This is a genomic window from Limnothrix sp. PR1529, from assembly GCF_002742025.1.
Classification (GTDB): Bacteria; Cyanobacteriota; Cyanobacteriia; order CACIAM-69d; family CACIAM-69d; genus CACIAM-69d.
Window position 1 is genome coordinate 20,945 of the sequence record NZ_LIRO01000096.1, and the last position, 26,233, is coordinate 47,177.

Sequence of the window (26,233 nt, forward strand, 5' to 3'; positions counted from 1 at the left end):
GAATTTTGGTGAACTGTACCGCCAATTTTTGCTCAATCATTCAACCATATTCAAATTCTAAATAAATTTACATTTATGTTTTCAATATCTGTCTGAAAATCAGCTAAGGATTGCAATATCTTTCTGGAAATTATCCATTATTTACATCGTTTACCTTGCTAACAAGGGGCTTAAGCCCCTTGTTCCACGTGATTTCATGGCGGCAATGTCAAGGTTTTGGGTGATTTGATTAATAGCCTGAAGCCCTTTTTTTTGATTAATAGAGTGAGAATTAGATCGACATTTGGCTTGGTTTGACTTGATTTGAATTTTTAAGCATCCTCTAGGGGCTATTTTGGGGTTTGGAATCAGCTTGAAACGGTTGCAAAATTGCTTGGGTTTCCGGGTTGTAGAGCCGGAGATAATTCCAATAATTGCCCAACACATTTTCTACATAGCCGCGCGTTTCCGAAAAGGGAATTTGCTCCACAAATCGATCGAGATCCGCCGTGCCAAATTGCTTCACCCAGCGGTTCACATTGCCCGGCCCGGCGTTGTAGGCGGCCACGGCTAGCAGACTGTTGTTGTCATATTCCCGGTGGGTGTAGTCCAAAAACCAAGTGCCGAGTTTGATGTTGTCCGGGGGATTTTCCAGGGTGTAATCCTTGAAGCCGATTTTGTTGGCTACCCATTCGCCTGTGGAAGGTAACACCTGCATTAAGCCCACGGCATTGGCGATCGAGCGGATGTCGCGCTCAAAGTGAGACTCTTGGCGAATTAACCCCAACACGAGGGCCGAATTCAGATTTTGGGCCCGGGCCCCGGCGGCGATCGCATCCCAATAGGGACGGGGATAGAGCCGCCGCCAATAGTTCAAGTCTCGACGGGCGGCCGCAAACTGTTCCCGATCGCCCGGTTCCTCTCGCCACCGCAAATTGGCCAGGGCGAAAAGACCGGCTAAATAATCGCCATTGCCCAGTCGCAACGTGCCGTCCGTATATTGCTCTGCAAAGGTGGGCTGGTTGCGGTTTTGGAATTCCGTTTGCCAATAGTCAAAGGCAGCGCGGTCTTGCTCCAGTTGATAGAGCGCTTGCAGGGTGGGCGATCCGGCGGGTAAGGGAGCGCGGGGGGGCGGTGGTTGCAGGGTGGGTTGCCCCGATCGAATGGTGGTGAAATCTCCGACCGGTAACCCCAACTTCACCGCCGATCGCCAGGCGTAGTAGGACTCGGGATACTGTTGCAGGGTGTGGCGGTAGGCCGCTTGGGCGGCAGCTTGGTCTCCCAACTGGGCGGCCCATTGCCCGGCCCAAAAGCTGGCCCGAGGGGCATCCTCATGCTCAGGGTTCTGTTGCACCAGGGCGATCGCCCATTGGCGGGCCGCTTGGGGGCTGGTGGTGGCGGCTTCCTCGGCCAGTTGCCAGCGCAAATCGCCGGCCGCGTCGCTGTTGCTGAAGGTTTTGAAGAGTCGATCGCGATCGGCCGTGGCGGGCTGTTGCTGATTTTTCAGGATCCGCACTCGCTCCAGCAGGGCCCGAGGGGCATGGGTGGGGTTGGCCAGGGCGCGATCGAGCAGGGCCAAACCTTCGGCCGGCGGCACTAACCGGGCCAAACGGGTCATGCCAAAGGCCGCTTCCGGAGCTTGGGGAAATTGCTGAATCAGGCGACGATAGCGGGCGATCGCCTCGGGCCGTTTGCCGCCCAGTTGGGCCCCCCGCCCGGCCCGATAGGCATGGAGGGGGCTGGGGGTGGCTTTGGCGTAGGCATCACCGGCCTTGGCGTATTGACGACGATCCCAATAAATCCGCCCGATCGTGGCCCAATCGGCGGGGGTGATGGCGGTGGCGAACTGACTTTCTAAGGGCCCCAGATAGTTGCCCACGTCCCGCGCATCGGGGGCATGGCGCAATAGATATAGGAACCAGTCGGGGCGATCGGGCGTTTGGGCTAACCGTTGCTTGGCTACCGCGATCGCCCGGGGATGCGATTTCCAGGGAGAATCGGCCGCCACCAGGCGATCGAGCCACTTTGGATCCTGTTGACCCAACCCATAGAGCGCTTCCGCCGTGGCCGGATCCTGGGGAAATTGCTTCAGCAGGGTTTGCCAGGTTTGGCTGGCCCCAGCCCGATCGCCCCCTTGGAGTTGCGCCTTGGCCCGCAGGGCCAACACCGGAGCCAACAGCACCGGATCATCAGCATTTTCCAGCCACTTCAGGGCCGTTGCATGGTCTTTGACGCTCAGGGCTTCCGTGGCCAAAACATAGCGTGCGCCCGATCGGGTCAAGGGGCTGGCCGACTCCGCCAACTCCGTCAGGGGAGGCACTTTGGCCGCTTTGGGATCCTTGGCCTCGGGACTGGGCGTTTCTTGGTGAATTCGGGCCGCGGCCACTTCGGCTAATCCCGTTGTGGGGGCCTGGTTCGCCTGACGATTAGCCAACCAATCTCCCATGGGCGACAGGGCCGCACCAACCCCCAAGGCCACGGCTCCCGCAGCCCCCAAACCCACCACCCAAGGGCGATCGCGCCACAGGTGACGTAAACCCACTGTCCAAGTTGCAAACTTCACGGCCGGCCTCGATCGCAAGACACCCTAGCCATTGTGCCGCAGTCCCTAGGCCGATGTGGGTTGGGCCACCACCTCCGCCACCGGCACCACCTCCGCCCCTTGGCAAGTTGGCAAGGGTTCAATCAAGGGTTGATTCAACAACACCATGGTGGTGCTTTGGTTTTCCTGGAAACCAATCCGTTCATAAAACGCCTGTTGATTGGTGGTCATTAAATAGACTCGCTCCACCCGGCAGAGTTGCGGGTGCGCCAAAACCGTTTGCACCAATTTGCGCCCAATGCCAGCCCCTTGATAGGTGGGATGAACCACCACGTCCCAAATCGTGGCCCGATAGATGCCATCGGAGGTGGCCCGGGCAAACCCAATCAACCGATCGCCATCCCAAGCGCTAATCACCGGCAAACTGTTGGCCACGGCCAATTCCACGTCCTCTCGGCGGCGATCACGCGCCCAAAATGCCGTGTCCTGAAACAGTTGATGGAGCTGGTCAAAATCAATCTCTTCGGCGCGATCGCGAAACTGAATATGGCTGCAATCGAGAGGCATGGCAGTCGCGGGCAAACAACGACAATTGCAGTTGATGGTAAACGACCCATCCCAACTTTGGCAGCGTCCTGGCACACGGAAATGCAGCCAGGTTCGATCGGCCCAAAATCCCTTCCAGAATCCCTTGCTCCAAAACCTGACCCTAATCAGTCTCTAACCTGTCCCTAATCGATCCCTAATTTGCCTCGGGTAGGGTGTTGGGGAATCGCTGCCGGGAATGTATCGCCCTCCGTCAGCGCCCGATCGCGCCCTTGGTCCCAACTCGCTCCGAAAGCCGGGATCAGCAAGCCGGGATCAACAAGCCGGGATCAGCCCTTGCCGCAACATCTGAAATATGAAGGGCGATCGCGTCAATTTTCCCCAACCCGCTAGCAAGCACTATTGGGTTCATAACCATTTGTAAGTAAATCGCAACTAAAAAGCCCCATTTCTGACTTCTTTATTGCTATAGATCGCATTTTTTAACAGTTGCGAATTATTTCAACCTACGGGGATCAAACCCATTAGAATCAAATCAGTTAGCGCTAGACAACCTAGTTAGTTAACTCCCTTAACCATCGTTTCAAGTTATTGCCTCGTTTCGTAGAGGGCTACATAGACCTTGTGGCTCTGTTCGTTAACCAAAACCCCAGTGGTTTTGATGGGCTTGTAACATGCAGCATTGTCATTGATTCTGAATCAGAATCCTCTCGGAAGTCTTAGTTGGCTAAAATAATCATTAGCCAATCCGTTAGCCAATTAGTTAGCTCAGCTAAAGCGCAGTTGGTTATCCGTCTTTCGCAGTTGGCTTGTCACGATTTTGCGGTTCGCTGTTTCTCATTGATCGTTTGATCAGTCAGTTCTTGCTTGTTTTGTGGAACTGCTGGCAACTGAAGACAGGTTTTCTCGGCTTTTCGACCTTGATGATGTTGATGGCTGGCTTGAGTTCTGATTAACTCGCTGGCTCCGCTGAACATCACGGGTCACCCTTTCGATATCTCAAAGTCTCAAACATTTCGTCTCAAACATTTCTGATGACTTAGGAGGCTCCCTAATTCCTCTCTGATTGCTGTTTGTGTTTGATTTTGATTTGACTTGCATTTGACGACGATTGATGATGTTGGATTTTGGTTGGGCTTGGTTGGACGAAAACTGGATTAAGTCGTTTTCAGTCTCCAAGATTCAGTTGGAAAGATTCAGTCGGTCTGAATTCGCCTAAGACCAAGCCCCCATTCCACCATCAAATTCTCAAGTATCGGCCATGAGCATGGTGATCTGAGGCTCAAAACAAGACCGGAAACGGCCATGTCGGCAACCGCTGGAGCACTGTCCTAGCAATCGCCAGCCCAAGCTTGGCCTCGATTTGGTCAAAGGGTTTGGGTCGCCTGTGTCGGTTGCAAGCCTGCCCATGGCAACGTTTGTTGCTGATGTTTCTGAGGTTTTTGAACGTTTCTTGCCAGAGGTTTTCTTGCCAAAGGCTTGCTGTTGAATTCTGAACTGTTTCCATTGTCGAATTGAGTATTAGCTGATTGAACGCTGATCGAACATTGCTTGAATAATGGATCAAAGAGCCACCCTCATTGGGTGGTTTCTTTTTGGGATGATTTGCTGGGAGATGATTTGCTGGGAATTGGCCACAGCTTGCTGAAGGAGAAATTAGGGGTTAGGAGAGGTACGATCGGGCGGCTTTGGTTGTGGCGCAGTTTCTTGGGCGATCGGTTGCACCACTTTCGCGATCGCCTGTTGCACAAACCGTTTTACAAACTGATCGCGTTGTTCTAGCTGAAACTGTTTTTTGACCACTTCGCTAATGCCACCATCGCCCCAATCTTGATCGTGACGAAAATATTCAATGAAACTGCGGCCGGCAATGCGGGTTAAATAGGCCGCTGTCACCGCTTGGATGGCTCGGCTGATGATGGCGGTGGCGATGTTCACTTGGAGCGCGGTAGTCAAAATTCCCATGGCTCCCTTGACAATGCCCAAGCCGGTCATGGTTTTGGCGAGGGACAGGGCCAACTCCTGTGCCCGATCGCCACTTAAGTTGCAGCCATAGACCTTGCCCAATTCCAAAATCATCTGGGCATTGACCGCCGCGGTGGCCAGCAAATCCACCACCGGAATAGGCGTGACGGCGACGGCCCCCGCCCCCAGCCACTGATAGCGATCGACCACGGCTTCGGCCTGTCGTCGTCGTTGGGCATCAATGAGTTGGCGGGCCCGATCGCTCAAGCGCTGGGCTTGCAGCAACATATTGTCCGCAATCAGTTCTTCCCCTTCGGCCCGCAACACCGCCACGATCCGCCGAATCAGGGGCATAATTTCCGGGTCGGGGGTCAGGGTTTCCCCGTTGGGCAACCGCACCGCTGCCGGCCGCGCCGCGATCGGGACAATATCCGCCGTGGGGAGCTGTTCTGCCAACCGTTCCCGCAATTTGGCCAAAATCGCGGTGCGATCGGCCTCGGGGTAGCGATCGGTTTTGTTGAACACCAACAGCGATCGCTTCCCGATCGCCAACAACTGTTGCAGTGGCTCCAATTCCGACTGCTGCAAGTCGCCTTCCACCACAAAAATCAGCAAGTCCGCTTCAGCCGCCAGCCGCCGTGCCTGGCGATCTCGCTGGGTTCCCGCCACCCCCGCTTCCAAAATGCCCGGCGTATCCGTAATCAACAAGGCGCGATCGATTTCCGGCAGCGCCAGCCGATAGGTTTCGCCCTCTTCCGTTGTGCCCATGGTGGGGCCAATGGTTCCGGCCACCCGTCCCAGCAGGGCATTCACCAAGGAGGTTTTGCCCGCTGACCCTGTGCCAAACACCACCAACAGCAATTCGCCCCGGGCCAAGCTGCTTTCAATTTCGCGCGATCGATCCAACAGGGCCTGCCGCGCCACCCGATCGCGAATTAAGTCCACCTGGGCCCGCACAGCCTCCAGTGCCGCGCCGGCCGCTTCGGTTTTCACTTCGGAAACGGTGGGGCTGGGTTCCGGGAGAGTGGGGGGCGTTTGTCCGGTGATCGATCGCTGGGTCACCTGCCAGAGCGATCGCCAATCTTGGGGCCAATCCAGGGGCCGCACATACCGAAAAAACGCCACCAGCAAGGCCCCCAACAGGGCCAAGGTCAACAAGACGACCACCGGCCCCAAAAACGGAGCTGTCCAACTCACCTGCCAGTAGAGCTGTTGCAGGGCGCTGACGAGCCAGAGCACCAGCGCCAAGATGACGCAAAGCCCAGTCAGGACAACAATAAAGCGAGTTAGGGTCACAGGAATTGGGTGATGGCTCCACCAAATTTTGTTTCCCTAACCAATACCATCAATTTCAATGGTCATGGCCTGGGAAAAATCGAAGGGTGGCGCGATCGGGAATGTGTCAATGGCTAATCGTGTTTCGGCTGCGGCTTGCTTACGGGCTTTGGCATAACCTTTGGCAACGCCTGCCGCCAGCCAAGGTTGGAAGCTGGGGTTATCTTCCAGTAATTCTTCAATTTCGATGCGAGCATTTTGAATCGACAATTCCCAAGAGCGCGATCGTCTTTGGGGTTGGTGTTGCCACTTCAAGAGATGCAGATACAGCCGTGCAATTTGGTTAACTAATGCAGCCCGTTGCGATGCCCCCAAACCTTCGATTTCCTCAATCAAATGTTCAAGATCTAGTTCAGTGAGTTGCCCAGTTTTCAGCAGTTTCACCTGTTGCTGAATCCAGCCATAATAGTCTGATTCATAGGTGATCGAATCAGTCGCATTCATAGGGCGATCGTTTGCAGTGAATACTGCTTGATTAACAGTTTGATTAACAGTATTGTCCGTCTGACCCCCACGATGTCAACGTGGTGCTCTAGCCTCTCTTGACCCTCTGCAACGATCACTCCCGTCAGGATCTCGTTGTAACTGCGATAACCTATACATAGTGCTAGGTTACATGTGCTTGCCGTGATTGCCCATGACCATCGAAACACGCCTGAACACACTTGAGGCCCAGCTCCAGCAGCTTACGATCAACGTCACCACCTTGGCCAGCATCACCACTCAGCAATCCTTTGAGTGGAACCAACGGTTTAATCATTTGGCAGAGTTGGCGGCCAGTAATAGCAAGGCGATCGAGGGGCTAACTCGGGCGATCGAGGGGCTGACTGAACGCATGGATTGCTTTGAGCAACGCATTGAGCAGCTTGATCAAAAGTTAACTGAGCATGTGGATCATGTTGGGCAACGCATTGAGCAGCTTGATCAAAAGCTAACTGAGCGTGTGGATCATGTTGAGCAACGCATTGAGCAGCTTGATCAAAAGTTAACTGAGCGTGTAGATCACGTTGAGCAGCGCATTGAGCAGCTTGATCAAAAACTGGAAGACCGCACTGATTCAATCCTAGCGGCGATCGACCATGGCATTCAGCAGGCGATCGCCCAAACAGTCGAGCCGCTGCAAAGCCAGATTACCGGTTTACAAACCGAGATGCAGCGGGTGATTAAGATGATTGAGGGGATGCAAAACAGCTAGCTGTCTCCCTTCGCTTGCAACGATCGCCCAAGTCAGACTTCCGTTGCATCCAGCACCGACCGGGGCAGGAAAAACCCTTGCAGCGATCGCCAAAATCAGACTTCCGTTGCATCGCCATAAGGCGTTGCGCTGTTTATTGTTCGTTTTTCTTGCAGCGATCACCAAAATCAGACTTCCGTTGCAACTGGGGTTGGCTCACGGGTCTAGTTCAATCGGTTAAAGACCTTGCAGCGATCGCCAAAATCAGACTTCCGTTGCAACGCTACGGGTTGATCGCTTGGTACGGTAGGGGCGCAAAATGTACTTGCAGCGATCACCCAAGTCAGACTTCCGTTGCATCAGGACACCAGTGCATCAAACTCGGATTGGGACAGGGCTTGCAACGATCGCCCAAGTCAGACTTCCGTTGCATCCGGTCAGGACACCGCACCAGGTGGTGAGGGTGCGCGTCTTGCAACGATCGCCCAAGTCAGACTTCCGTTGCATCAGGAGCCAACCATGGCCGTTTACGGTATCGGACTTGCAACGATCGCCCAAGTCAGACTTCCGTTGCATCTCCCTGTGGCGATCGACCGTTGAGCAAACCATCTGGCTTGCAACGATCACCCAAGTCAGACTTCCGTTGCATCGGGGTATCCCAGTCCACAGCTACCCAGCCGACTGGCTTGCAACGATCGCCCAAGTCAGACTTCCGTTGCATCGCCGAACACATGGGCCACGCCCAGATTGTCCCAAATCCCTTGCAACGATCGCCCAAGTCAGACTTCCGTTGCATCAAGGCGACGTAATTCGCGATCGAATCATCCAACTCTGTCTTGCAACGATCGCCCAAGTCAGACTTCCGTTGCATCGTGCGAGCCACCTGTCCTGGTTTTTGCCTACAACGCTTGCAACGATCGCCCAAGTCAGACTTCCGTTGCATCCGCCAAATCCCACAAATTAAGCTGGACGGGCGTTTCGGGTGGCTGTTGCGCGAACCTGCTACGGGTATCCTGTTTTTGGGTGTTGGCTAGATCGTCGTGCAATCCTTCCGATGCTGGGATTGCAGATGGGGCAAGGCTTTCGCGACTCGCGCGAACCTTTTTATCGGCCCTCACCGCCGTCTTTCCCGCTGGGCGGGGCTTTCGGGTCGATTCAGCCACCAGACCTTCGGCCGTAGCTTCCGGTTCGCGCGTAATGCGTGGCGACCTATCAACGCACTCAGGCGGTCTACATCCCACCTCCCGACTGGTGGGCGGCCCTCCAAGGGGCTGGGGTCTGGCTGCGCCAACGTGCAACCGACCTGCTTTTTTCATCGCTGGACTGATTGCCAGCGGCTTTAAAGTGTGGGGTACAATTCGCCCCGAATCCGGCCAAGCCGGATCAATTGATCGTGCCAGTATGTTAGCACTTCCAACCGCATCTCGATCGCCCTGCCATCCACAAACCCGACAGCGATAGAGCCGCCCCCGTGGTTTGTGCCGGGCCCCACAGTTCGGGCAGGTCTGACTCGTAAAATGCTCATGGGCCTTGTGGAGCGTAGCCCCATATTCCTCAAGCTTTTCGGTCATCATCTTTTCTTGGTTGCCGTACTCCCATTGGGCGTTGCGCTTGACCTGCTTCAGCCGCTTCGATCCCTTTTTGCGGCCCTTGGGGATGGAGCCGATGTCTCCCAGGTAAACCTTGCCCACCTTGTTCCCCCGCAACCAATCCACCGCCCGCCGGGTGATCGAATGGTTGGCATATTTAAGGTTCCGGTTCACTTGGGTGGCCACCCGCTTTTGGGTTTGCCACAGGTGATGATCGCGACGGCTCCGTTTCTTCAGCCCCAATTCCTTGCGAGCCGCACTGACCATCCGCCGCGCATACTTTGTCCCTTGCCCCGGTGACTTAGCCTCCATCGCTGCCATGGTGGCCTTTTGCTCATCGGTCAGATATTGGCGCACCTGGGCCCGAAACACCCGAGCACGCGCCCGTTGGATGCCCCGGAACCGGCGATCGCGCTCTCGTTTCAGCCCGCAAATTTGCCGACCCGACAAACTAACCGACTTGCCACTATCCAGGGTCAACACCATGGCCCGGATCTGGCCCATGTCAATACCAGCCGATCGGGTCAAGTCCGGGTCGGGTGCAAACCCATGTTCACCGGCCGCCGCATAGCTCAGGTGCAACCAAAAATCACCGGCTCCATCGCGGGTGATCGATGCCTTGTTGATTGAACAACCCACATAGCGCTTGGGGATGGGTAACGACACCACACCGCCAATCTGGTTCCGAGTCCCCAACACCAGGCGATCGCCATCCCAATCCAACTCTTGCTTGTCCACTTCCCAGATCCACCCCGACTCGAACTGAGCCGATCGAAACTGGTTTGGCATCTGGGCCGCAAAGTCACCGCGCTTGCGCTTTGTCCAGTAACCCTGAATAAAGCCCCGGATTGTCTGGGTTACCCCGCTGGCCGTTTTGGCGCTGACCCCATACTTGCTTCCGCCCTCATCCCGATCGTGGTAGGGGTACAAATCACAATGGCCCTTCAGCGCATCCCATGGCTTAAATTGCTGCCAATCTCGCCATTCCCGCACGATGTACCCTTCTGCCGGTTTACCGTCGGCTAAATATTGCTTGCGGCGCTTGGGCGCTGACTTGAGGGAACAGGCTCGCACCGGGCCAACACCGGGAACGATTGGGTAAATCGGTGAATTGGCGGCCCGCAATGCCGCAATCACGACGTTGTAGCACCACCGCTGGGCGCTCATCAGCCGCCGCAACTGCTTTTGCTGGCGGCGCGAAACCTTCAGCGAGATCTTGGCCGTGCGATAGATCGGTTTGGGCTTGCCCATGGGTTCTTACCCAGTGCTATAAGTTAGGTTAAAGTGCAACCCCTGCCGAGGGGTGGGTTCGGCTTTGTGTTTTAACCCCGCTTGATTCTTTGTTAATTCTAATGTTTTTCTGTGTGAGAAAAATCAAGAAAGACGTGATCTAAGCACCGGATTCAACGCTCTGTTTACCAACCGGAATGAGATAAATTGCGCCGGAGATTGTGGTTAGGGCCACAGAGACCCAAAAGAGACCGATCGCCCAAAGGGAGTAAGCATCCATCACTGGGGCTAACAACAGGGCGATCGCGGCGATTTGGCTGACGGTTTTCAGTTTGCCCCAGAGGTTTGCCCCCGAAATGCTGGTTTGGTTTACGCGCCAACCGGCGATCGTCAGCTCCCGCGCCAAAATCACAAAAACGCCCCAAGCCGGAATCCGCCCCAGCTCCACCAACAGAAGCAAGGGAGCCAAAACCAGCAACTTATCGACCAACGGATCCAAAAATTTGCCCAAGTCTGTCACTTGGTTCAGCTTGCGGGCCAAGTATCCATCCAGCCAGTCTGTGCCCGCAGCCAACAGAAACACACCCAATGCCCACCAGCGATCGGCTGTGGTGGGTTCGCCGCTGAGCCACCACAACAATAGGGGCACTGCTGCCAACCGCGACACGGTGATCCAAGTGGGCAAATTCACGGCTGTTTCTCCAACGCTTGAACAATACTTGTAGCGCGATCGGGCTGGGAAGGCTAGCGATCGCGCCCAAAGTCAGCAGGAGGGCGATCGGGGTTGATTGCAGCCTATTCAAACGTTAAGGGCTGCAGGTCGATTGACTTTCGATAAATGAGGTTCGAGGCATATTCCAGATATCGTGTGGCGGCGGTTTCTAGGCGATCAATGCTGGTTTTCATTTGGGCAATGTCGCCCGCTGTGGGTTGACAGGTCTTGCTCCGCACACAGTTGGTGACTCGGAGGGTGGATCGTTCCGCGATCGCGAAAAAGCCCGCTAAACTTTTGGGATTTTGCAAGTTAGGATCTTGGGTTTCATTGCCGGTGCGTAACAGCTCTTTCATACCCGGAGCCAAGAGTAAGTTGGCTTTGCTTTGGTGCAATGGTAAGTCCATGTACCACTTGTTACGGCCCTCTTTAAAGGCAGTCCAAACCTTCTCTAATTCCTCGGGGTTGACCGGCGTGGCTCCTGATAGTAATAGCTCCAGTTCGCGCAAGTTCCAAAGATGAAGGCTAACGGAAGTTGAAAGCCTTTCCATGAATTTTTGGGCTTCGTCCAGTTGGCGCTTTTCGTATTCAAACTGGGATTGTCTTCGCCAATTTTGATCTTGATACCATTGGGTGAGCAATCCACCGACTAGGGTGGTCAGCACAAAACCAATGATGAGGCGAGATAGATCAGAGTTTAATGATTGCCAAACTTTTTCGCGATCCATAATGAAGGATTGATTGGGTCATGAATTCGATGATTTGATGATTCATTGATCAATCATGGGGCGATTAATCGTCATCAATGATCGTTATCAATCATTGATCGTGTGAATCGTTTGATTAGATTGCATGGTTCAATCGTGCGATTAGATCGTGTGATTCAAAATGGCCTGCTGACGGGCAACGGTGAGCAGACCATCGGCCAGGCTGGCTCCATTCACTCCCAAAATCGATCGATCCTGAACGGCTTGAATGCCCGCTTGGGCGTGCCACCAGGCGGCCGTGGCGGCCCAATAGCCCCAATCGGTGAGGGTGGTGGGGCGGGCTTGGGCCACCAATCCCCCCAGCAACCCAGCCAAAACATCACCACTCCCACCCCGAGCCAGGCCGGGAGTGCTTTCGGGTACTATCCAGCTTTGGCCGCCGGGTTCGGCCACCACGGTGCGGGCCCCTTTCAACAGGACGATCGCCCCGGTTTGCTGGGCCGCCCGCTGGGCTAGTTCCAGTCGATCGCTGGTTTGGGCGACCAAGTTGGGAAACAGCCGCTGAAATTCTCCCCAGTGGGGGGTGAGGACAACGGGGCCTTGGCGATCGCGCCAGCCCAGTTGGGCCAGGGCGTTTAACCCATCTGCATCTAGCACGAGGGGCCGATCGCTCTCCCAAACCGCTTGGACGATCGGGGTGGCTTCTCGGGTGAGGCCACAACCACAGGCGATCGCGTCGTAGCGAGCGAGATCCAAATCAACGCGGGCAATTTTGCCCATATCCGTTTCGGGACAGGCCACCACGAGGGCTTCGGGAATTTGGGCCACCAACCAGGGCTTGAGACTGGCGGGCACGGCGACGGTTAACATGCCCACGCCGCTCGATCGGGCCCCCAAGGCTGCCAGGAACGCGGCCCCCATATAAACAGCGGAACCCGCCACCACTAGCAAGTGACCTTGCTCGTATTTGTGGGTGGCGGGCGATCGGTTGAGGGGTAATTGGGCGAGGTGGGCGGTGATTCGGTTCAGTTGGGGGTTTGGGCCCAGGATGGCTTGAATGTCGGCTAGGGGCAGGTCAAAGTCAATCAGTTCCGCTTGGCCGACCCAATCCAGGGCCCGATCGAGCAGAAGGCCCCGTTTCCAAAGGCCCAAACAGAGGGTGAGGGTCGATCGAATTGCTTTGCCCAGGACTGCGCCGCTGTCGGTGTGGAGGCCGGAGGGGAGGTCAATGCTCACGATCGGTTTGCCGCTGTTGTTCACCTGATCGATCGCCTCGGCCAAGGATCCTTCGATCGGCCGTTCCAAACCAAAGCCAAATAATCCATCCACCAGCCAATCGGCCGCCAAAATGGGGGCTAGATCAGGGCTGACCTCAATACCCAGGCTGGCGGCGTATTGGGCATGGCGATCGGTCAGTTCCTTGCGCTGCTCAAAGGGGAGGTAAACGGAAACTTGATAGCCGCGCAGGTGTAGCTCCCGGGCCACCACCAGGGCATCACCGCCGTTGTGGCCGGGGCCGGCCAAAATTCCCACCCGCGGCCCTTGGGTGATCGATCGCCAAGCTATGACTCGCTGGGTAATGAGTCCGGCCACTTTTTCCATCAAGGCTGCGACGGGCATTCCCGCCGCAAACACCCGAGACTCGATCGCCTGCATTTGGGCCGCCGTGACGACGTAGCGATCGCGCATCCCCCCCATTGGCCCCTTTGACGGTTGCACACCAAGTCTCCTCAAAACCATGCCTCCTCAAAACCACGGAGCAGGGACTGGCCAACCCAGCCAGACCCGATCGTACAGGATTGAGAGGCTAGGGATAGCTCAGTGGCTCAATCCTGTCGATGAATGGCTTTGCTGCAAAAATTGGCCCCATCGGGTATTTTGCGCCACAAATCTCGGTTTTAGTGGCTAATTTTGGCGTTGAGTCCTTGTGGACGGCGCTAGCGGCTGATGGTCGGGGCCATTGCTAGATTAGCGATCGCTGGCCTGTTGCGCCTCTTTAATCATGTCTACCAAAGCATGATGGGCGGCCTTTGCATCGGCCAAAGGTGCTTTGAATTCGATGCGCAGGGGCTGGAGATGGCCGTCCACTTCCACGGCTAAGTCCATGCCAGCCGCGTCGATCGACCGCATTCGGGCGCTGGTGGCCGTCGTGATCTGGCCGAAATATTGGGCATAGACCAACACCGCGTCGGCGTGGTCATCGTTCATGTGCTTACAGATTCGATCGCTCACTTGGGCCGTGAACGGATTTTCGGGGGCTGCGGTTGCCGAGTCGCTCATGGGTCTGGATGGTTTGAAATCGATTTTGCTGTTTTGGGGTTACGAAAGCCAGTTGAAATTGGGATGCAACCTAGGCGAAATGTTGGAATCTAATCTCCAGGCTTTTCCTATTCAACCATTTCTGCCACCACGTCCCGGAGGGTTTGGGCCAGCGATCGGGGTTGCCAGCCCAGCTCTTGACGGGCTTTGGTGGCATCCACTCGCACACAGCGATCGTAGATGTAGCGAACACGCTCGCGGCTGAGGGGCGGTTGCCAACGAAATAACCGCCCGATCGGGTCGAGAATTGCCCCCAAAATTCGCACCAACCAGGCGGGCACTTCCTTGGGGGGAGGGATTTCAGCCGTCTCGCCCACCATCCGAAACATTTCCCGCGTGGGGCATTCTCCAGCCGAGAGGATATACCAGCCGCCCGGTGTGCCCCGTTCGGCCGCCAAGATCATGCCCGCCACCAGGTCATCCACATGCACAATCCCGGTGGGGCGATCGCCCCCGACCCAAAAGGGCAATTTCCCGCGTAGAAATTGGCGCAGGACGGGGCCAAAGTGTGGATCGTCGCCACCAAAAATGCCGGAGGGCATGACGCTGATGGTGTCCAGACCGTTTTGGGCCGCGCGATCGACCAGCACTTGAGCTTCATATTTGGTGTGGTCGTAGGCGGAATCAAACTGAGCCTGCACCCGCTGGAATGTTTCGTCCACCACTTGACCAAAGGTGTGGCCAAACACCCCGATCGTGCTGCAATAAACCAACCGCTTCACCCCAGCGGCCTGGGCTGCCGCCAGTACTTGGCGGGTTCCTTCCACGTTGGTTTGCCACATGTTTTCGCTGTCCACCAGGCCCAATTCCACATAGGCGGCCGTGTGAAACACCCAGTCCGCTTCGGCCATCCCTTGGGCCAGGGCAGCGGGCTGCTGAAGATCGCCTTCAATGATTTCAATGGGCAGGCCGGCCAGGCGCGATCGATCCGCCCGGGGCCGCACCAGGGCCACCACCCGATCGCCCCGTTTCACCAGGGCCCGCACCAAATGAGACCCGGTAAATCCCGTTGCACCGGTCACGAATACCCGCACGATCGCCCCCTGCTGTCCTAGCCCAATGGTGTGGATTTGCGGTTTTCGAGCCACAGGGACACGGCCACCACCAGCCCGATCGCCAGCAGTGCCACCCAAGTGAACTGACTAGCCCAGCTCATCAGGGTTTCCAAGGACACCAGCCGCCCGCAGAAGTAGGCCGCTGTGACCGTGACTCCGGCCCAAACGGCGGCCCCGGCTGCGTTATAGGCCAAAAATTTGCCATAGGGCATTTCCACCAAGCCCGCCATGGGGCCCGCAAAAATCCGCAGCAGGGCCACGAACCGGCCCCAAAACACGGCCTTACCGGCGTTGTTGCTAAATTGCTCGCGAGCGCCTTCCAGCTTCTCTTCACCAATCCGGAAGAGTTTGCCCAGCCGCACCAACAGCGACCAACCGCCCCAGCGGCCCAGCCAGTAACCCAGGTTGTCGCCCAAAATTGCGCCGCCGATGGCCGTTCCCAGAACGCCGCCATAGCTCAATTCGCCACTGCCCGCCAAAAAACCGCCCACAAGGGTGATGGTTTCGCCCGGCAGGGGGATACCGGCGTTTTCCAGGGCAATTCCCAGGAATACGGCCCAGTAGCCATATTCTTGCGCGAGCGCTTCGATAGTTTCGAGCGTAATCAGCTCGGGAATCAAAGCGAGCATGGAGGAGGATAGGGGTGGTGTAAAACTTTGTTAACTCATTCTAAACGGCGGGTTGGCGATCGCGGCCATGGAGTGACGAAGTTTTGGGTGGTTGGGGCGAATCCACACCCGATCGCCCGGGGCCGGCAATTCAAAATAGCCAGTGATAGCCAAGTCAGAACAGCCAGTTCAAGACAGCCAATTCAGGACAGCAACCAACGAATGGAACCAGCGCATTACTCAGAACGGGATTTGGAACAGGATTCGGAGCCTCGGGGGACGCGATCGCCCCGGCCCTATTTGGATGCGATCGCCTATGGCCAGGCCCTGAGCGCTTTGGTGATTACCTGTGTGGATTTGTTGTTCTGCGAGGGCGATCGACGGCTTTTGGGCTTTCGACGACGGCCGCCCCGGGTGGGTTGGTGGTTGGTGGGTGGGCGAATGTTTCCCGGCGAAAGTCCCCAGCGCACCGCCATCCGCAAGGCGAAGGAGGAAGCTGGCCTAGAAATTTTGCCCAGCCAGTTGCAGTGGATTGGGGCCTATTCCACGGAGTTTGCGGAGCGATCGCAACCCCCGGCCGAGGAAGGGTTACACAGCGTGAATCTGACCTTTGCCGTGAGGCTGACGGCAACCCAGGCGGCCCAGGTGCAACTCAGCGAGGATGAATATTCCGAATGGGCTTGGGTGCGATCGAGTGAGTTGCCCCAGTGGGTGACGGGCCAGGGCCCGATGGATGAAGCCCTATTGGCGATCGGGCGGGCTTGCGATCAGTTGAGCAAGTGAAGCGTCTGATCGAGATTTCGATTCACTTCGATCAACATGATTTCGATCAATATTTCGATCAATGCCTCGATCAATATTAATTATTGATTAATTTATTGAAGTCCATTCCAATTGCCGACCTTGATCGGAATCCCCAACGTGATCCAGAGAGCAATCCAGCGAGCAATCCGAACCATCATCCAACGTCGCTCGGGGCGATCGGCAGGACGGCGCTGGCCATTGGGGGCGATCGCCCTGGGGCTGATCCTCTGGTTGGGGGCCAGCAGTCCCCTGAATGCTCAGGCTCCTGCGGCGGCCGGCTCGACCCTGGAAACCAACTGGGCCAATAGCTTCATTCAGCCTTGGGCTGCTCCTTGGGTGGGAGCTGAGGCCGATCGCCCCCAAGCCGCATGGATTGAATTTGATGGGCGGCCGGTGTTCCAGATTGCGGCTCCCCCCAAGGAGTTGGCTCGGCGGACTGCCACCATCACCACTCAGCTACAGGGAGCGGGCGATCGCTTCCTCAGCGACCCCAAGGGATCGTTGGCGGTCACGATCGAACTCAGCGCGTCTGCCCCCGCTGCGGCTCCCAATTCCAATGCGGCGGTTCCCGGCTCGGGGTCGGCTCCCGCCGTTGCTGCTCCTGCGGCCCCCGCTGCGCCCTTGCCTGCTACGGCCTTGCCTGCTACGGCCTTGGTTGATGCGCCTCGAATTTTGGTTAATGGTCGCTACATCATGACGGTGACGGCCCTGGATGCGGGAACCCAGCTCACCCAGCCCCGAATCTATGCCACTTCCGTGAAAACGGCCATTGAGGAATCTTTGCAACAGGCCCGGGCCGATCGACAACCGGCGGCCTTGGGGCAACAGGTGCGATCGAGCTTGGCCATTTGGTTAGTAGCCTTGGGGGCCCATCTGATGTTGGGTTGGGGTCTGCAACGGCTCGATCGACTTAGCCACAGCACCCCGCCCGTTGACCCGAAACCCAACGACAGTTTTCCCCTGGCCGCTTGGTTGCAACGCCAGCGCCGAGACCATTGGCTGGCGATCGGGCGGATTCTGATTCAAATTGCCCAGCCTTCCGTATGGGCCACCGCCAGTTTGTGGGTGTTGGGTAACTTTCCCGCCACCCGCTGGCTCCAGGCCCGAATCTTTGATGCCCTTGAGGCCTATCTCAAGCTGGGTTTGGCCACCCTGGTCACCTACATTGCAATTTTGTTGAGTTACATCGCTGTCGATCGGGCAACGGCGATCCTCACGGCCGGAACCCAAATTGCTCCCCGCACTCGCCCCCGTTTGCAACAGCGTGTCCTCACCCTATCCAGCATCCTCAAAAGTTTTCTGACCGTGTTGCTGGTCATTTTGGGGGCGATCGTTGGCCTGGCTGGCATTGGCGTAGATGTGGGGCCACTGATTGCCGGGGCGGGGTTAATTGGGGTGGCCCTGTCGCTGGCTTCCCAAAACCTGATTAAGGATGCGATTAACGGGTTTTTGATTTTGGCGGAGGATCAATTTTCCGTGGGCGACGCGATCGCGGTGGGCAACCTGACCGGGCGGGTGGAGGCGCTCACCCTGCGGGTCACGAAGCTGCGGGATGCAGAACAGCGGCTGATTGTGATTCCCAACAGCGAAATCCGCACGGTGGCCAACCTGTCCAACCACTATTCCCAAGCGGATTTGCGAATCCCGATCGCCTATGGAGCCGACTTGGATCAAGCCCTGGCGATTTTGAATCAGCTCAGTGATGATTTGGCGGCGGATCCGCAGTGGTCAGAAATTTTGCTCGATCGTCCCCAAGTGTTGGGGATTGATGAGTTTTCCGCCAGTGGTTCCATGGTGCGGGTTTGGATTCGCACCACTCCCTTGCAACAGTGGGGCGCGGCCCGGGAATTTCGGCGGCGCGTAGCAATTGCCTTTAATGCGGCCCAAATTGGCTTGATGGGTCAAACCGATCCACCTGCTCCAATTGTGCCTTTGGAAATGGAGGACAATGGGGCGCGCGATCGGGCAGAGGAGCGCGACAATGCGGAGCGCGACACCCTGGCCCAACAGTCCCAGCCCCGAAACCCAGACCCCACAACCACCACAACCAAATCACCAAAGTCCGACAGTAACGGCCAGGGCGCTCACCATGCCCATGCTTCCCGCGATCGGGATGGCGGCGACCCGGCCCCGATTGCGGATGGAATGACCGCTTCCGCGCCCAATCCGGGAGCTGATCTGGATGCGGGCCCGATCGACCCGTCGGCCAAAACCAGTTAGGCCCCTCCGTGCCTAGGGACTTGTGCCAGTCTGATTGAGACAGGTCTTGTCCGTATTGGTTGTGTTTGAATAGGTTGCAATAATTACCCTTGCCCCCGTGCGATCGTCTCTGATAGGCGATCGCTTCTTTTTTGCACCCATTTGCATCCCGCCAAGCCAGGTTCCCTCCGCCGCAATCCTGTTGTGGGCCAGAGTTTAGGCCTAGCTGCGAACGTCACCCTAAACGGCCATAGAACTGTTAGGCAATTGTGAAGCTTTCGTAATAGCCAATTTGGGCAGCTAGAACCCAAATTTGACGAAACAGGGTTTATTTAGGAAGGAAAAGCTTCTTTCTGAAATAAAAAGAGGGGAGCTAATCGAGATTAGCTTCCCCAAACTACAGGTTCTTGATACCTGCTATACCATTTCAATTATTGACATAATGATGGCCACTTTGCCGAATCACCCCGCAGTTAGTAACATTTTGAAGCCAAGCAAAATCAGAATCACACCGCCCACAATCTCCACCTTGCCCACGTGGGAGTAGAGTCGGCAGCCAAAAGACTTCCCTAAAAAGACCCCCGCCAAGCAGACTGCAAAGGTGATGAGGCCAATCACGCCAGCCACTTGCAAGATGGGCGTGTTTACCACCGTCAGCCCCACACCCGCCGCCAGAGCATCAATGCTCGTGGCGATCGCGAGGCCCGTGAGCATTCTAGTGTCAGCGGGGTTGCAGGCTTGCTCGCTGGGGTTGTCGTCATCATTACCCAGGGCTTCGCGAATGGTCTTGGCCCCGATCGCCACCAACAACAAGAAGGCAATCCACTGGTCGTAGGCTTCAATGGTCGATCGCCAGGTCAGGCTCAGACCCCAACCCAAGATCGGCATCAACATTTGAAACCCACCAAAAAACAGAGCAATTTTGATGGCTTTGTGCCAGCGAGCATACTTCATGGATAAGCCGCTGGAAACAGAGACCGCGAAGGCATCTGCTGATAGTCCTAGCCCTAAAGAAGCTGCCGTTAAAATGTCCATGATGGTTGTTTGGGAATTGAGTTGAGTTGGGTATCAGGGATGTTTATAAAAATGCTTGATTCTTCATCAGAGATCATTCATCAATCATAAAATCGGAAATTTTTATCTCTGTTCTGAAACAGTGTCATTATAGACAAACTTTTGATTTCTTTGTTTCATATTCAATTCATTTTTATTGGTCTATTTTTAATTCATTTTTAATTCATTTTTTCTGATTCAAGTTTGCTTCAGTGGGCTGATAAAATTAAGTCCATTAGAAAAAGATTTTGAGCAAGATAATCATGCTTTTCTTCTTCAGATTAATAATGTCTCTTAATTTCAATTAGAGAACTAGATTAGAAAATGAACTGGCAGAGCATTTCAAGCAATTATGGCGTGATTTAACCTGTTATGGTAGTAGTGCGATAATTTTTAAGATCAGCAGTGATGAATTTATCTTGATTAAAAAATGAAATAATAATGAATAGAAAATGAATTAAACTTGAATCTTAAGTTAAAATTTTGAACCCTATCTCCTGTAATTTCTTGAGGGATTGCAAGTGCTCCAAAATGCTATTGGGGTGTTCTCTTGATCCTTAACCTTGCCTCTCAGCGAGTGATGATTTTTTATCGTTACGCAGCCCATTCCACAACTCATTTCTTCTGGAATTCCTTAAACTATTGGAACGGCATTCAACCAGTGAGATGGTTTTGCACGACAATCTTTTTCAGTTAGTCAGGATGACTTGAGAGGAAAATTCATGGCCAAGGCTCAGCCCTATCAACCTTCGTTATTGCGGTTTTTGCATGGCATCAGTGCCAGCTTGGGGATTGGGGCGATTGTGACGGCGGCCCTGACCTACAACACTTACGATGGCCGGTGGGGACGGTTGCCGTTGCCCCCGATCGCGGACATTGAAGGCTTGCACGGCACATTCGGTCTGTTTTTCCTGGTGATGTTGTTGCCGCTGGCGCTATACAGCTTTTATTTGGGTGCTCATCGGTTGCTTTCGATCGCGGCGCTGCGACAACTGGGCAATCAACAGGCGGGCCAAGCCAAGCGATCGCTCCATCGCCTGGCGAATACGTTGATGTTGTTGGCCGCGGGGCTGGCGGTGGTTTCCGGCCGACAAATTAAGGAAGAATGGCTGCCGGCCGGGGAATTTCACCATGTTTGGTATTCCGTACATTTGGCGGCTTGGGTGGTGATGGTGTTGTGTTTGGGGCTGCATGTGGCGGCGGCGTTGCGATCGGGTGGTTGGCCCCTGATTCGATCGATGTTGAGCTGGCAGGTGCGATCGAGCGATCGGCCCCAGGCTTGGTGGTCACAGGTTCAAGGTATTTGGCGACGTTAAGCCGCTTCTTTTGAGGAAAGGAAGCACTGAGAAATTCGGTGTTCTTCAAAAAACCAATCAGTCGTAGGGGCAGGGTTTCCCTGCCCAGTTCCCGTAATCCTTGGGTGTTCCCAGGGGTGAACAGGGTTAGGGCGATCGCCCGGGTTAGGGTTGGGAGACCCAACCCCTACGGCGATGGGAATGGCGACAGGCCCTAAACCTCTTGTCCGTTTGTTTGTATTTGGGGCATTGGCGATTCAAGGGCCGGATCTGGGATGCATAGACCGCAATTTTGTATCGCAACTTCTAGTTTCTGAAGTGCCTTGGAGCTAACTGGCGGCGAGGTCAGTCTCCGTTGGGGGGTATGGGACTGCTTGGGGACTGGTTCTGACGGGTCTGTTTTGATGGATTTACTCGAAAGCATTCTCAAAATCATTTTTGAGTTTTTAACAAGTTGACAATTTGAATGTTTATATTCTTGTTAATTTATATTTTGAAATTTTTGAGACGTTGTGAATTCATTAATTCAAATTCTTTTATTTCTGAGTGGCTGAATGGTTGACCAGCGAGCAAGATGGCGAGTGAAGCGGTAGAATTCGCCTGTGGTCTGGGATATGGGCAAAACCGGTGGCAAGCACAACGATCGCGATCGTGAATCCCAAAGGGGGCGTGGGCAAAACCACAACGGTGCTTTGTTTGGCGGAACTGTTGGCGGCTCGATCTCCTGTGGAATCGCCCGTGGTGATGGTGGACTTGGATCCCCAGGCGCACCTAACGGCCCTGTTGGGAGCGACGGATTCACCCTCGATCGCGACAACGTTGCAAGGACAGGGGGCGATCGGCGATCGACTGGTGGCGGCGGGCGATCGGGGATGGCTGTTGCCGGGTGGTTTGGATTTGGAGTCGGCGGCGGTGGCCTTGGCTCGATCGCCCGAAGGGTTGTTGCGGCTGCGTCAGGCCCTGGCGCAATCTTGGCCACTGCTGGGCAAGCTTGATGAGCAACAACCCAAACCATTTTTGGCAACCTCTCCCGCCCAAATCCAAAGCCCTCTGGTGTTGCTGGACTGTCCGCCGGGATTGGGGTTTTGGACGCTGAGTGCGTTAGCGGCGGCGGATGGGTTGTTGATTCCGGTACAATGCCAACCCTTGGCCTTGCGCAGTTTGTTGGCTCTGATGGAAACGGTGGCCAGTGTGCGATCGCAGCTCAATCCCAATTTGCGGGTTGTGGGGGTGTTGCCCACCATGAGCGAACGACGGGCTCCTTGGTGTGATCAGGTGTTGGCGGGATTGCAAGATTGGGCCCTGGCCAGCCGAGGCGCGATCGCCCTGTTTCCACCCATTCCTCGATCGGCTTGTTTCCCCAAGCTCACGGTCGATGGAAAATTGTTGCGATCGGGACTTGCTCGCCAACGCCGATCGGTTGTGTTGCAGGGTTATGAAGCGATCGCGGCGGTTTTGGTCGATCGTCCCTCACCCACCAATCCAACCTGATCGATCACCGCTACTCATCTCCTCGATGGATGCTGCAACCGATCGACTGATTAACGAATAGACCGATCAACCGATCGACTGATTGATCTGATCAATTCCCCTGATTTTCCCCATCTACTTCTCGGTTCAAATCCCCAATTCTGCAATCCACCATGTCTCCAGAACCCACGGCCGGCGATCAGTTGTTAGCGCAATATCTGCAACCCACGGAATCCGAGACGGATTCGCTGCCGCCCGCACCCAAGGGCCAAGCGGCCAGTTTGCGCCGGGCTACTTTTCAAGTGCGGGAGTCGGTGCTGGACGAACTCGATCGCTTCCATTTGGAACTGCAATTGGCCCTGGGCAAAAGCAACGCCCCCTATAAGGAAACGATCGTGGAAGCGGCGATCGTCCATCTCCTGAACCAGGCCAAGGAAGATGGGGGGCAATGGATTGAACGGTTGCAACAGTGGCAGCAAAGCCGGCTGCGATCGCGCCGCTAGCGTCGTTACTCGTCACTGATCGATCGAGGGGCGATCGGGCGGGGCCACTCGGGGTTGTTCCTGGCCCCAGCGATCGAGCCACCGCAACCCTCCGTAGCCCAGCAAGGCCCCAAGGCCGTAGTGGACAAAATCCCACCAGTCGAAGTAGCTGCCAAAAATAATTTGCCCCAGGAAGGTGGCGCGAATCGCTTGCAACATCGGTGGATGCCACAGTTGCAGTAGTTCAATCCCGATCGCGATCGCCATCACCCAAGCACTCAGCACCCCAGCCGATCGCCGGGGCCACAGCCAACGGGCCACCCCAATCAGAAAAATCATCACCAACACATCGCCCAGGTGATGTTGCACCCAACTTTCCAAGGGGCCGTGATAGCGCTTGGTTCCCAACCCGAGGGCCGTGAGTATCCCCAGAATGCCGGCCAATAGCCAACGATTTTGGGGTCTAGAAGCGGTTGGAGTCGCCATCGAAGGGTTTGGGTCACGTAATGGGGTTTCGACCCCCAATTTAGCGTTCTTGAATGCAAGATTAGTTTAGTAATCTTGCATTAAGATGGCTGATTGCTGCCCTTTTTGGGGTTGCTGACCGTTGCCCAGGCTTTTGACCCGATCGCGCCGCTAACCGAGATGCCAAAATAGCGCGGCGGAGTTTTGGTACAGAGTCATGGGTTCGGCAACGGTAATCGGGGTAGATTTGGGCGGCACGGCCATCAAGTTGGGACGATATACGGCCACGGGTGATTGCTTGGCTTCGTTGGTGATTGATACTCCTCAGCCGGCCACACCCACAGCAGTCACGGAGGCGATCGCCGCCGCCATTCAGCAACTCGACCCCGATCGAGGAGCGATCGCGATCGGGATTGGCACACCGGGGCCCGCCGACGCGGCCGGCCGGATTGCCCGAGTTGCCATCAACCTGGAAGGCTGGCGCGATGTGCCCTTAGCCGATTGGATGGAAGCGGCCACGGGCCGATCGACCATTTTGGCCAACGATGCCAACTGCGCTGGCTTAGGAGAAGCCTGGTTAGGAGCTGGTCGCCAATTCCAAGACCTGCTGGTGTTGACCCTGGGCACGGGCGTAGGCGGAGCCGTCATTTTGGGGGGCGAACTATTCACGGGCCGCACCGGAGCCGCCGGGGAATTGGGTCTGATCACCCTCAATCCCGACGGGCCCCCTTGCAACAGCGGCAATCAAGGATCATTGGAGCAATACACCTCCGTGCAGGCGGTGCGGCGGCGCACGGGTCTGGAACCTCACCAGGTGGCGGCCAAGGCCGCGGCGGGCGATCTAGAGGCGATCGCCTTTTGGGCCGCCTATGGCCGAGACTTGGGAGCCGGATTAGCCAGCCTAATCTACATTTTCACGCCCGAAGCTTTGGTGATTGGCGGTGGCATCAGCGCCGGGGCCCAGTGGTTTTTCCCGGCCATGGAAGCGGAAGTGAACCGGCGGGTGCTGCCCTCCTCCCGGGAAGGATTGCAAATTGTAGTGGCGGAATTGGGCAATCAGGCAGGCATGGCCGGAGCGGCCCGGTTGGCTTGGCAGCGATTGGCCCCCTAGGGTGCGTCGATCGGGGCGATCGGGTCGGGTGAATCAAAAGCGTCCGGATTCGACCCTGCCAGCCAGAAGAGCAAAGTGGGGATACGACCGCCGGGCCTTGGCTAGACACCGCAAGCCCAGGGTGGTTGTGCTGGCTCAGGTCAATCGCTTGGCCCCCTGATTTGCTGTTTTTTGATCGCTTGATTGACGATCCCAGGTCGTTCCTATGCCGCCGCGCGTCACGCTGAACCCCCATCTCAGCCTCGATCGCCTGCGCGATCGCTACCGTCAAGCCAAGGAAGCCACCGAGGCCCGCCGATGGCACCTGCTCTATTTAATTGCCCAAGGCTGGACCATTACCCAAGCGGCCCGAGTGGTGGACTTGAGCTATGACTATGCCAAGGAGTTGGTTCGTCGCTATAACCAACTGGGCCCCAATGCGATCGACCGGCGACCCAGCCAACGCCATCGATCGGCTCGATCGCTCCTGACCACGGAGCAACAACAGGAATTAGCGCAACTGCTGGATCAACCGGCTCCCGACGGGGGCCCTTGGTCGGGGCCCAAGGTGGCCCAATGGATTGCCGAACGCACCGGGCGCGATCGGGTCTGGCCCCAGCGAGGTTGGGAATATTTGCAACGACTCCAAGAGGGGAAACCGAGCAACCACCGCACCAACGGGAAGCAACATTAGAAGCAACATTAACGGACAACACCAACAGAGGGGTTGCTAATTAGGTTGAACCAGCGACGCTAAAAACGCTTCCCATTGGGCAATTTCAGCAGGATCCGCCTGAGTTTGCTGTTTCCAAGCCAAAATTCCCTCCGCCCCTTGCCGGGCCGCCGCCAATCGTCCCAACGCCCGATCGGCATAACACCGAAACTCCAGCGCCATAATTTGCAATTGCGGATCCTGGTTTTCTAGCCCAAAACCATTCACATCGGCGCAATGCTCATCCAGCGCCTCCCAAGCGCCGTGATATTTTTCCCAATACAACACCCAATACCAAACCGTACGAAATCGCTCGGCATCCCGTAAATATTCCGTGGCCACGTTCATGGCATGGGCAAAGCGATCGATCGCTTCCTCCAGCAAAGACAAATGCCCCAACGTATTGCCATAGGCCAGATAGAAATCAAAAATTTCCGCCGTTTCCAACTGCCCGGCCATACCCCGATCGAGTGATTGGAAAATTGCCTGAGCCGCTGCATAGTTCCGCAGGCTCATTAGGCAATAGGCCTTGCGCAGTTCCACCAGCGCCAAAAATGGTCCGGTCACCACCCCTGAAGGTTGGTTGCCCAGGTCTGCAAACACCGCTTCATATTGGGCAAGGGCGCTGGCAATGTCTCCTTCGCCGGCCAGCCGGGCTGCCTCATTGAAGCGATCGAGACAAACCTGAGGAACAACCTGAGAAACACCAAAAGATGCGGGATCGGCCATGAACCAACCTCAAAAACAAGCGCCATCGCCAGCATAACAACAGCGCGATCGCACCAGAAATTACCAGGCGATCGCGCTGTGAGGGTTCATCAACAGCTTGTTTTATGGTTGAGCGTCTCGTGGTGGATTGCAATGACAGGGGGCGATCGGGAATCGATCGCCCCCTACACCTA

At 55.9% G+C, this 26,233-nt stretch carries 21 protein-coding genes, 1 pseudogene and 1 CRISPR repeat array; of the genes and pseudogenes, 8 read left to right on the forward strand and 14 right to left on the reverse strand.

From position 1 onward, the window contains the following. Positions 1-322: 322 nt before the first annotated feature. The 4 genes from AMR42_RS13575 to AMR42_RS13595 all read right to left on the reverse strand — a co-directional run bounded on the left by AMR42_RS13575 (position 323) and on the right by AMR42_RS13595 (position 6,811). Positions 323-2,542 carry a transglycosylase SLT domain-containing protein gene (locus AMR42_RS13575; protein ID WP_143473091.1) on the reverse strand — a complete coding sequence of 740 codons (2,220 nt, stop codon included), beginning with the start codon at positions 2,540-2,542 and terminating at the stop codon, positions 323-325. A gap of 45 nt (positions 2,543-2,587) precedes the next feature. Further along, a complete protein-coding gene (locus AMR42_RS13580; protein WP_099534201.1) occupies positions 2,588-3,088 on the reverse strand; it encodes a GNAT family N-acetyltransferase in 501 nt (166 codons plus the stop codon). Positions 3,089-4,723: 1,635 nt separating this feature from the next. Continuing rightward, positions 4,724-6,328, reverse strand: a complete 1,605-nt coding sequence (locus AMR42_RS13590) for a YcjF family protein (RefSeq protein ID WP_099534203.1) — start codon at positions 6,326-6,328, stop codon at positions 4,724-4,726. Positions 6,329-6,364: 36 nt separating this feature from the next. After that, entirely contained in the window at positions 6,365-6,811 is a 447-nt protein-coding gene (locus AMR42_RS13595) for a DUF29 domain-containing protein (protein WP_099534204.1), read from the reverse strand. Positions 6,812-7,004: 193 nt separating this feature from the next. Between AMR42_RS13595 and AMR42_RS13600 the strand changes: the two genes are divergently transcribed. Next, entirely contained in the window at positions 7,005-7,562 is a 558-nt protein-coding gene (locus AMR42_RS13600; protein WP_099534205.1) for a hypothetical protein, read from the forward strand. Between the two features lie 13 nt (positions 7,563-7,575). Beyond that, positions 7,576-8,485: direct repeats of the CRISPR family, unit length 37 nt; unit sequence CTTGCAACGATCGCCCAAGTCAGACTTCCGTTGCATC. Between the two features lie 459 nt (positions 8,486-8,944). On the opposite strand, the pseudogene AMR42_RS21625 reads toward AMR42_RS13600, so the two are convergent. The 7 genes and pseudogenes from AMR42_RS21625 to AMR42_RS13635 all read right to left on the reverse strand — a co-directional run. Continuing rightward, a pseudogene (locus AMR42_RS21625) lies at positions 8,945-10,381 on the reverse strand (zinc ribbon domain-containing protein); the annotation flags it as partial. 139 nt (positions 10,382-10,520) lie between these two features. Then, positions 10,521-11,051, reverse strand: coding sequence for a CDP-diacylglycerol--glycerol-3-phosphate 3-phosphatidyltransferase (gene pgsA, locus AMR42_RS13610; protein ID WP_099534206.1), 531 nt, complete (start codon positions 11,049-11,051; stop codon positions 10,521-10,523). A gap of 104 nt (positions 11,052-11,155) precedes the next feature. Then, positions 11,156-11,737, reverse strand: coding sequence for a hypothetical protein (locus AMR42_RS13615; RefSeq protein ID WP_143473092.1), 582 nt, complete (start codon positions 11,735-11,737; stop codon positions 11,156-11,158). Between the two features lie 204 nt (positions 11,738-11,941). Further along, on the reverse strand, positions 11,942-13,477 hold the full coding sequence (locus AMR42_RS13620; RefSeq protein ID WP_099534208.1) for an NAD(P)H-hydrate dehydratase: 1,536 nt from the start codon (positions 13,475-13,477) through the stop codon (positions 11,942-11,944). 270 nt (positions 13,478-13,747) lie between these two features. Continuing rightward, entirely contained in the window at positions 13,748-14,059 is a 312-nt protein-coding gene (locus AMR42_RS13625) for a DUF2470 domain-containing protein (protein WP_099534209.1), read from the reverse strand. A 107-nt stretch (positions 14,060-14,166) separates the two neighbouring features. Continuing rightward, positions 14,167-15,132 carry an NAD-dependent epimerase/dehydratase family protein gene (locus tag AMR42_RS13630; protein WP_099534267.1) on the reverse strand — a complete coding sequence of 322 codons (966 nt, stop codon included), beginning with the start codon at positions 15,130-15,132 and terminating at the stop codon, positions 14,167-14,169. Positions 15,133-15,149: 17 nt separating this feature from the next. Continuing rightward, a complete protein-coding gene (locus AMR42_RS13635) occupies positions 15,150-15,782 on the reverse strand; it encodes a DedA family protein (protein WP_190355983.1) in 633 nt (210 codons plus the stop codon). Between the two features lie 27 nt (positions 15,783-15,809). Here AMR42_RS13635 and AMR42_RS13640 point away from each other — a divergent pair, with 27 nt between their 5' ends. Both AMR42_RS13640 and AMR42_RS13645 read left to right on the forward strand, forming a co-directional pair. Then, positions 15,810-16,544 carry an NUDIX hydrolase gene (locus AMR42_RS13640; RefSeq protein WP_143473093.1) on the forward strand — a complete coding sequence of 245 codons (735 nt, stop codon included), beginning with the start codon at positions 15,810-15,812 and terminating at the stop codon, positions 16,542-16,544. A 138-nt stretch (positions 16,545-16,682) separates the two neighbouring features. Continuing rightward, positions 16,683-18,785 (forward strand): mechanosensitive ion channel family protein, encoded by a 2,103-nt coding sequence (locus AMR42_RS13645; RefSeq protein ID WP_143473094.1) that lies wholly within the window; start codon positions 16,683-16,685, stop codon positions 18,783-18,785. Between the two features lie 441 nt (positions 18,786-19,226). On the opposite strand, the gene AMR42_RS13650 is transcribed toward AMR42_RS13645, so the two are convergent. Beyond that, positions 19,227-19,799 (reverse strand): manganese efflux pump MntP family protein, encoded by a 573-nt coding sequence (locus AMR42_RS13650; protein WP_099534212.1) that lies wholly within the window; start codon positions 19,797-19,799, stop codon positions 19,227-19,229. Positions 19,800-20,539: 740 nt separating this feature from the next. Here AMR42_RS13650 and AMR42_RS13655 point away from each other — a divergent pair. The 3 genes from AMR42_RS13655 to AMR42_RS13665 all read left to right on the forward strand — a co-directional run bounded on the left by AMR42_RS13655 (position 20,540) and on the right by AMR42_RS13665 (position 23,085). Beyond that, complete coding sequence (locus tag AMR42_RS13655; RefSeq protein ID WP_099534213.1) at positions 20,540-21,133, forward strand: cytochrome b/b6 domain-containing protein; 594 nt, start codon at positions 20,540-20,542, stop codon at positions 21,131-21,133. Between the two features lie 606 nt (positions 21,134-21,739). Beyond that, the gene (locus AMR42_RS13660; RefSeq protein ID WP_158234482.1) at positions 21,740-22,603 is read left to right on the forward strand and encodes a ParA family protein; all 864 of its coding nucleotides are present in this window, start codon (positions 21,740-21,742) and stop codon (positions 22,601-22,603) included. A gap of 152 nt (positions 22,604-22,755) precedes the next feature. After that, the gene (locus AMR42_RS13665; RefSeq protein ID WP_099534215.1) at positions 22,756-23,085 is read left to right on the forward strand and encodes a hypothetical protein; all 330 of its coding nucleotides are present in this window, start codon (positions 22,756-22,758) and stop codon (positions 23,083-23,085) included. Positions 23,086-23,097: 12 nt separating this feature from the next. Here the strand turns inward: AMR42_RS13665 and AMR42_RS13670 are convergent, their stop codons facing one another. After that, entirely contained in the window at positions 23,098-23,550 is a 453-nt protein-coding gene (locus AMR42_RS13670; protein WP_099534216.1) for a DUF2809 domain-containing protein, read from the reverse strand. Between the two features lie 196 nt (positions 23,551-23,746). On the opposite strand from AMR42_RS13670, the gene AMR42_RS13675 reads away from it, so the two are divergent. Then, positions 23,747-24,640: an ROK family protein gene (locus tag AMR42_RS13675; protein WP_099534217.1), complete on the forward strand. Its 894-nt coding sequence runs from the start codon at positions 23,747-23,749 to the stop codon at positions 24,638-24,640. 205 nt (positions 24,641-24,845) lie between these two features. Continuing rightward, positions 24,846-25,313 carry a helix-turn-helix domain-containing protein gene (locus AMR42_RS13680; protein WP_099534218.1) on the forward strand — a complete coding sequence of 156 codons (468 nt, stop codon included), beginning with the start codon at positions 24,846-24,848 and terminating at the stop codon, positions 25,311-25,313. Positions 25,314-25,349: 36 nt separating this feature from the next. Here AMR42_RS13680 and AMR42_RS13685 read toward each other — a convergent pair whose 3' ends face one another. Then, positions 25,350-26,060 carry a hypothetical protein gene (locus AMR42_RS13685; RefSeq protein WP_099534219.1) on the reverse strand — a complete coding sequence of 237 codons (711 nt, stop codon included), beginning with the start codon at positions 26,058-26,060 and terminating at the stop codon, positions 25,350-25,352. Positions 26,061-26,233 lie beyond the last annotated feature (173 nt).

Coding starts and splice junctions, on each gene's coding strand:
- AMR42_RS13580 (WP_099534201.1), bottom strand. CDS start 3,088: ATGCCTCTCGATTGCAGCCATATTCAGTTTCGCGATCGCGCCGAAGAG.
- AMR42_RS13595 (WP_099534204.1), bottom strand. CDS start 6,811: ATGAATGCGACTGATTCGATCACCTATGAATCAGACTATTATGGCTGG.
- AMR42_RS13600 (WP_099534205.1), top strand. CDS start 7,005: ATGACCATCGAAACACGCCTGAACACACTTGAGGCCCAGCTCCAGCAG.
- AMR42_RS13620 (WP_099534208.1), bottom strand. CDS start 13,477: ATGGGGGGGATGCGCGATCGCTACGTCGTCACGGCGGCCCAAATGCAG.
- AMR42_RS13625 (WP_099534209.1), bottom strand. CDS start 14,059: ATGAGCGACTCGGCAACCGCAGCCCCCGAAAATCCGTTCACGGCCCAA.
- AMR42_RS13635 (WP_190355983.1), bottom strand. CDS start 15,782: ATGCTCGCTTTGATTCCCGAGCTGATTACGCTCGAAACTATCGAAGCG.
- AMR42_RS13650 (WP_099534212.1), bottom strand. CDS start 19,799: ATGGACATTTTAACGGCAGCTTCTTTAGGGCTAGGACTATCAGCAGAT.
- AMR42_RS13655 (WP_099534213.1), top strand. CDS start 20,540: ATGGCCAAGGCTCAGCCCTATCAACCTTCGTTATTGCGGTTTTTGCAT.
- AMR42_RS13665 (WP_099534215.1), top strand. CDS start 22,756: ATGTCTCCAGAACCCACGGCCGGCGATCAGTTGTTAGCGCAATATCTG.
- AMR42_RS13670 (WP_099534216.1), bottom strand. CDS start 23,550: ATGGCGACTCCAACCGCTTCTAGACCCCAAAATCGTTGGCTATTGGCC.
- AMR42_RS13675 (WP_099534217.1), top strand. CDS start 23,747: ATGGGTTCGGCAACGGTAATCGGGGTAGATTTGGGCGGCACGGCCATC.
- AMR42_RS13680 (WP_099534218.1), top strand. CDS start 24,846: ATGCCGCCGCGCGTCACGCTGAACCCCCATCTCAGCCTCGATCGCCTG.
- AMR42_RS13685 (WP_099534219.1), bottom strand. CDS start 26,060: ATGGCCGATCCCGCATCTTTTGGTGTTTCTCAGGTTGTTCCTCAGGTT.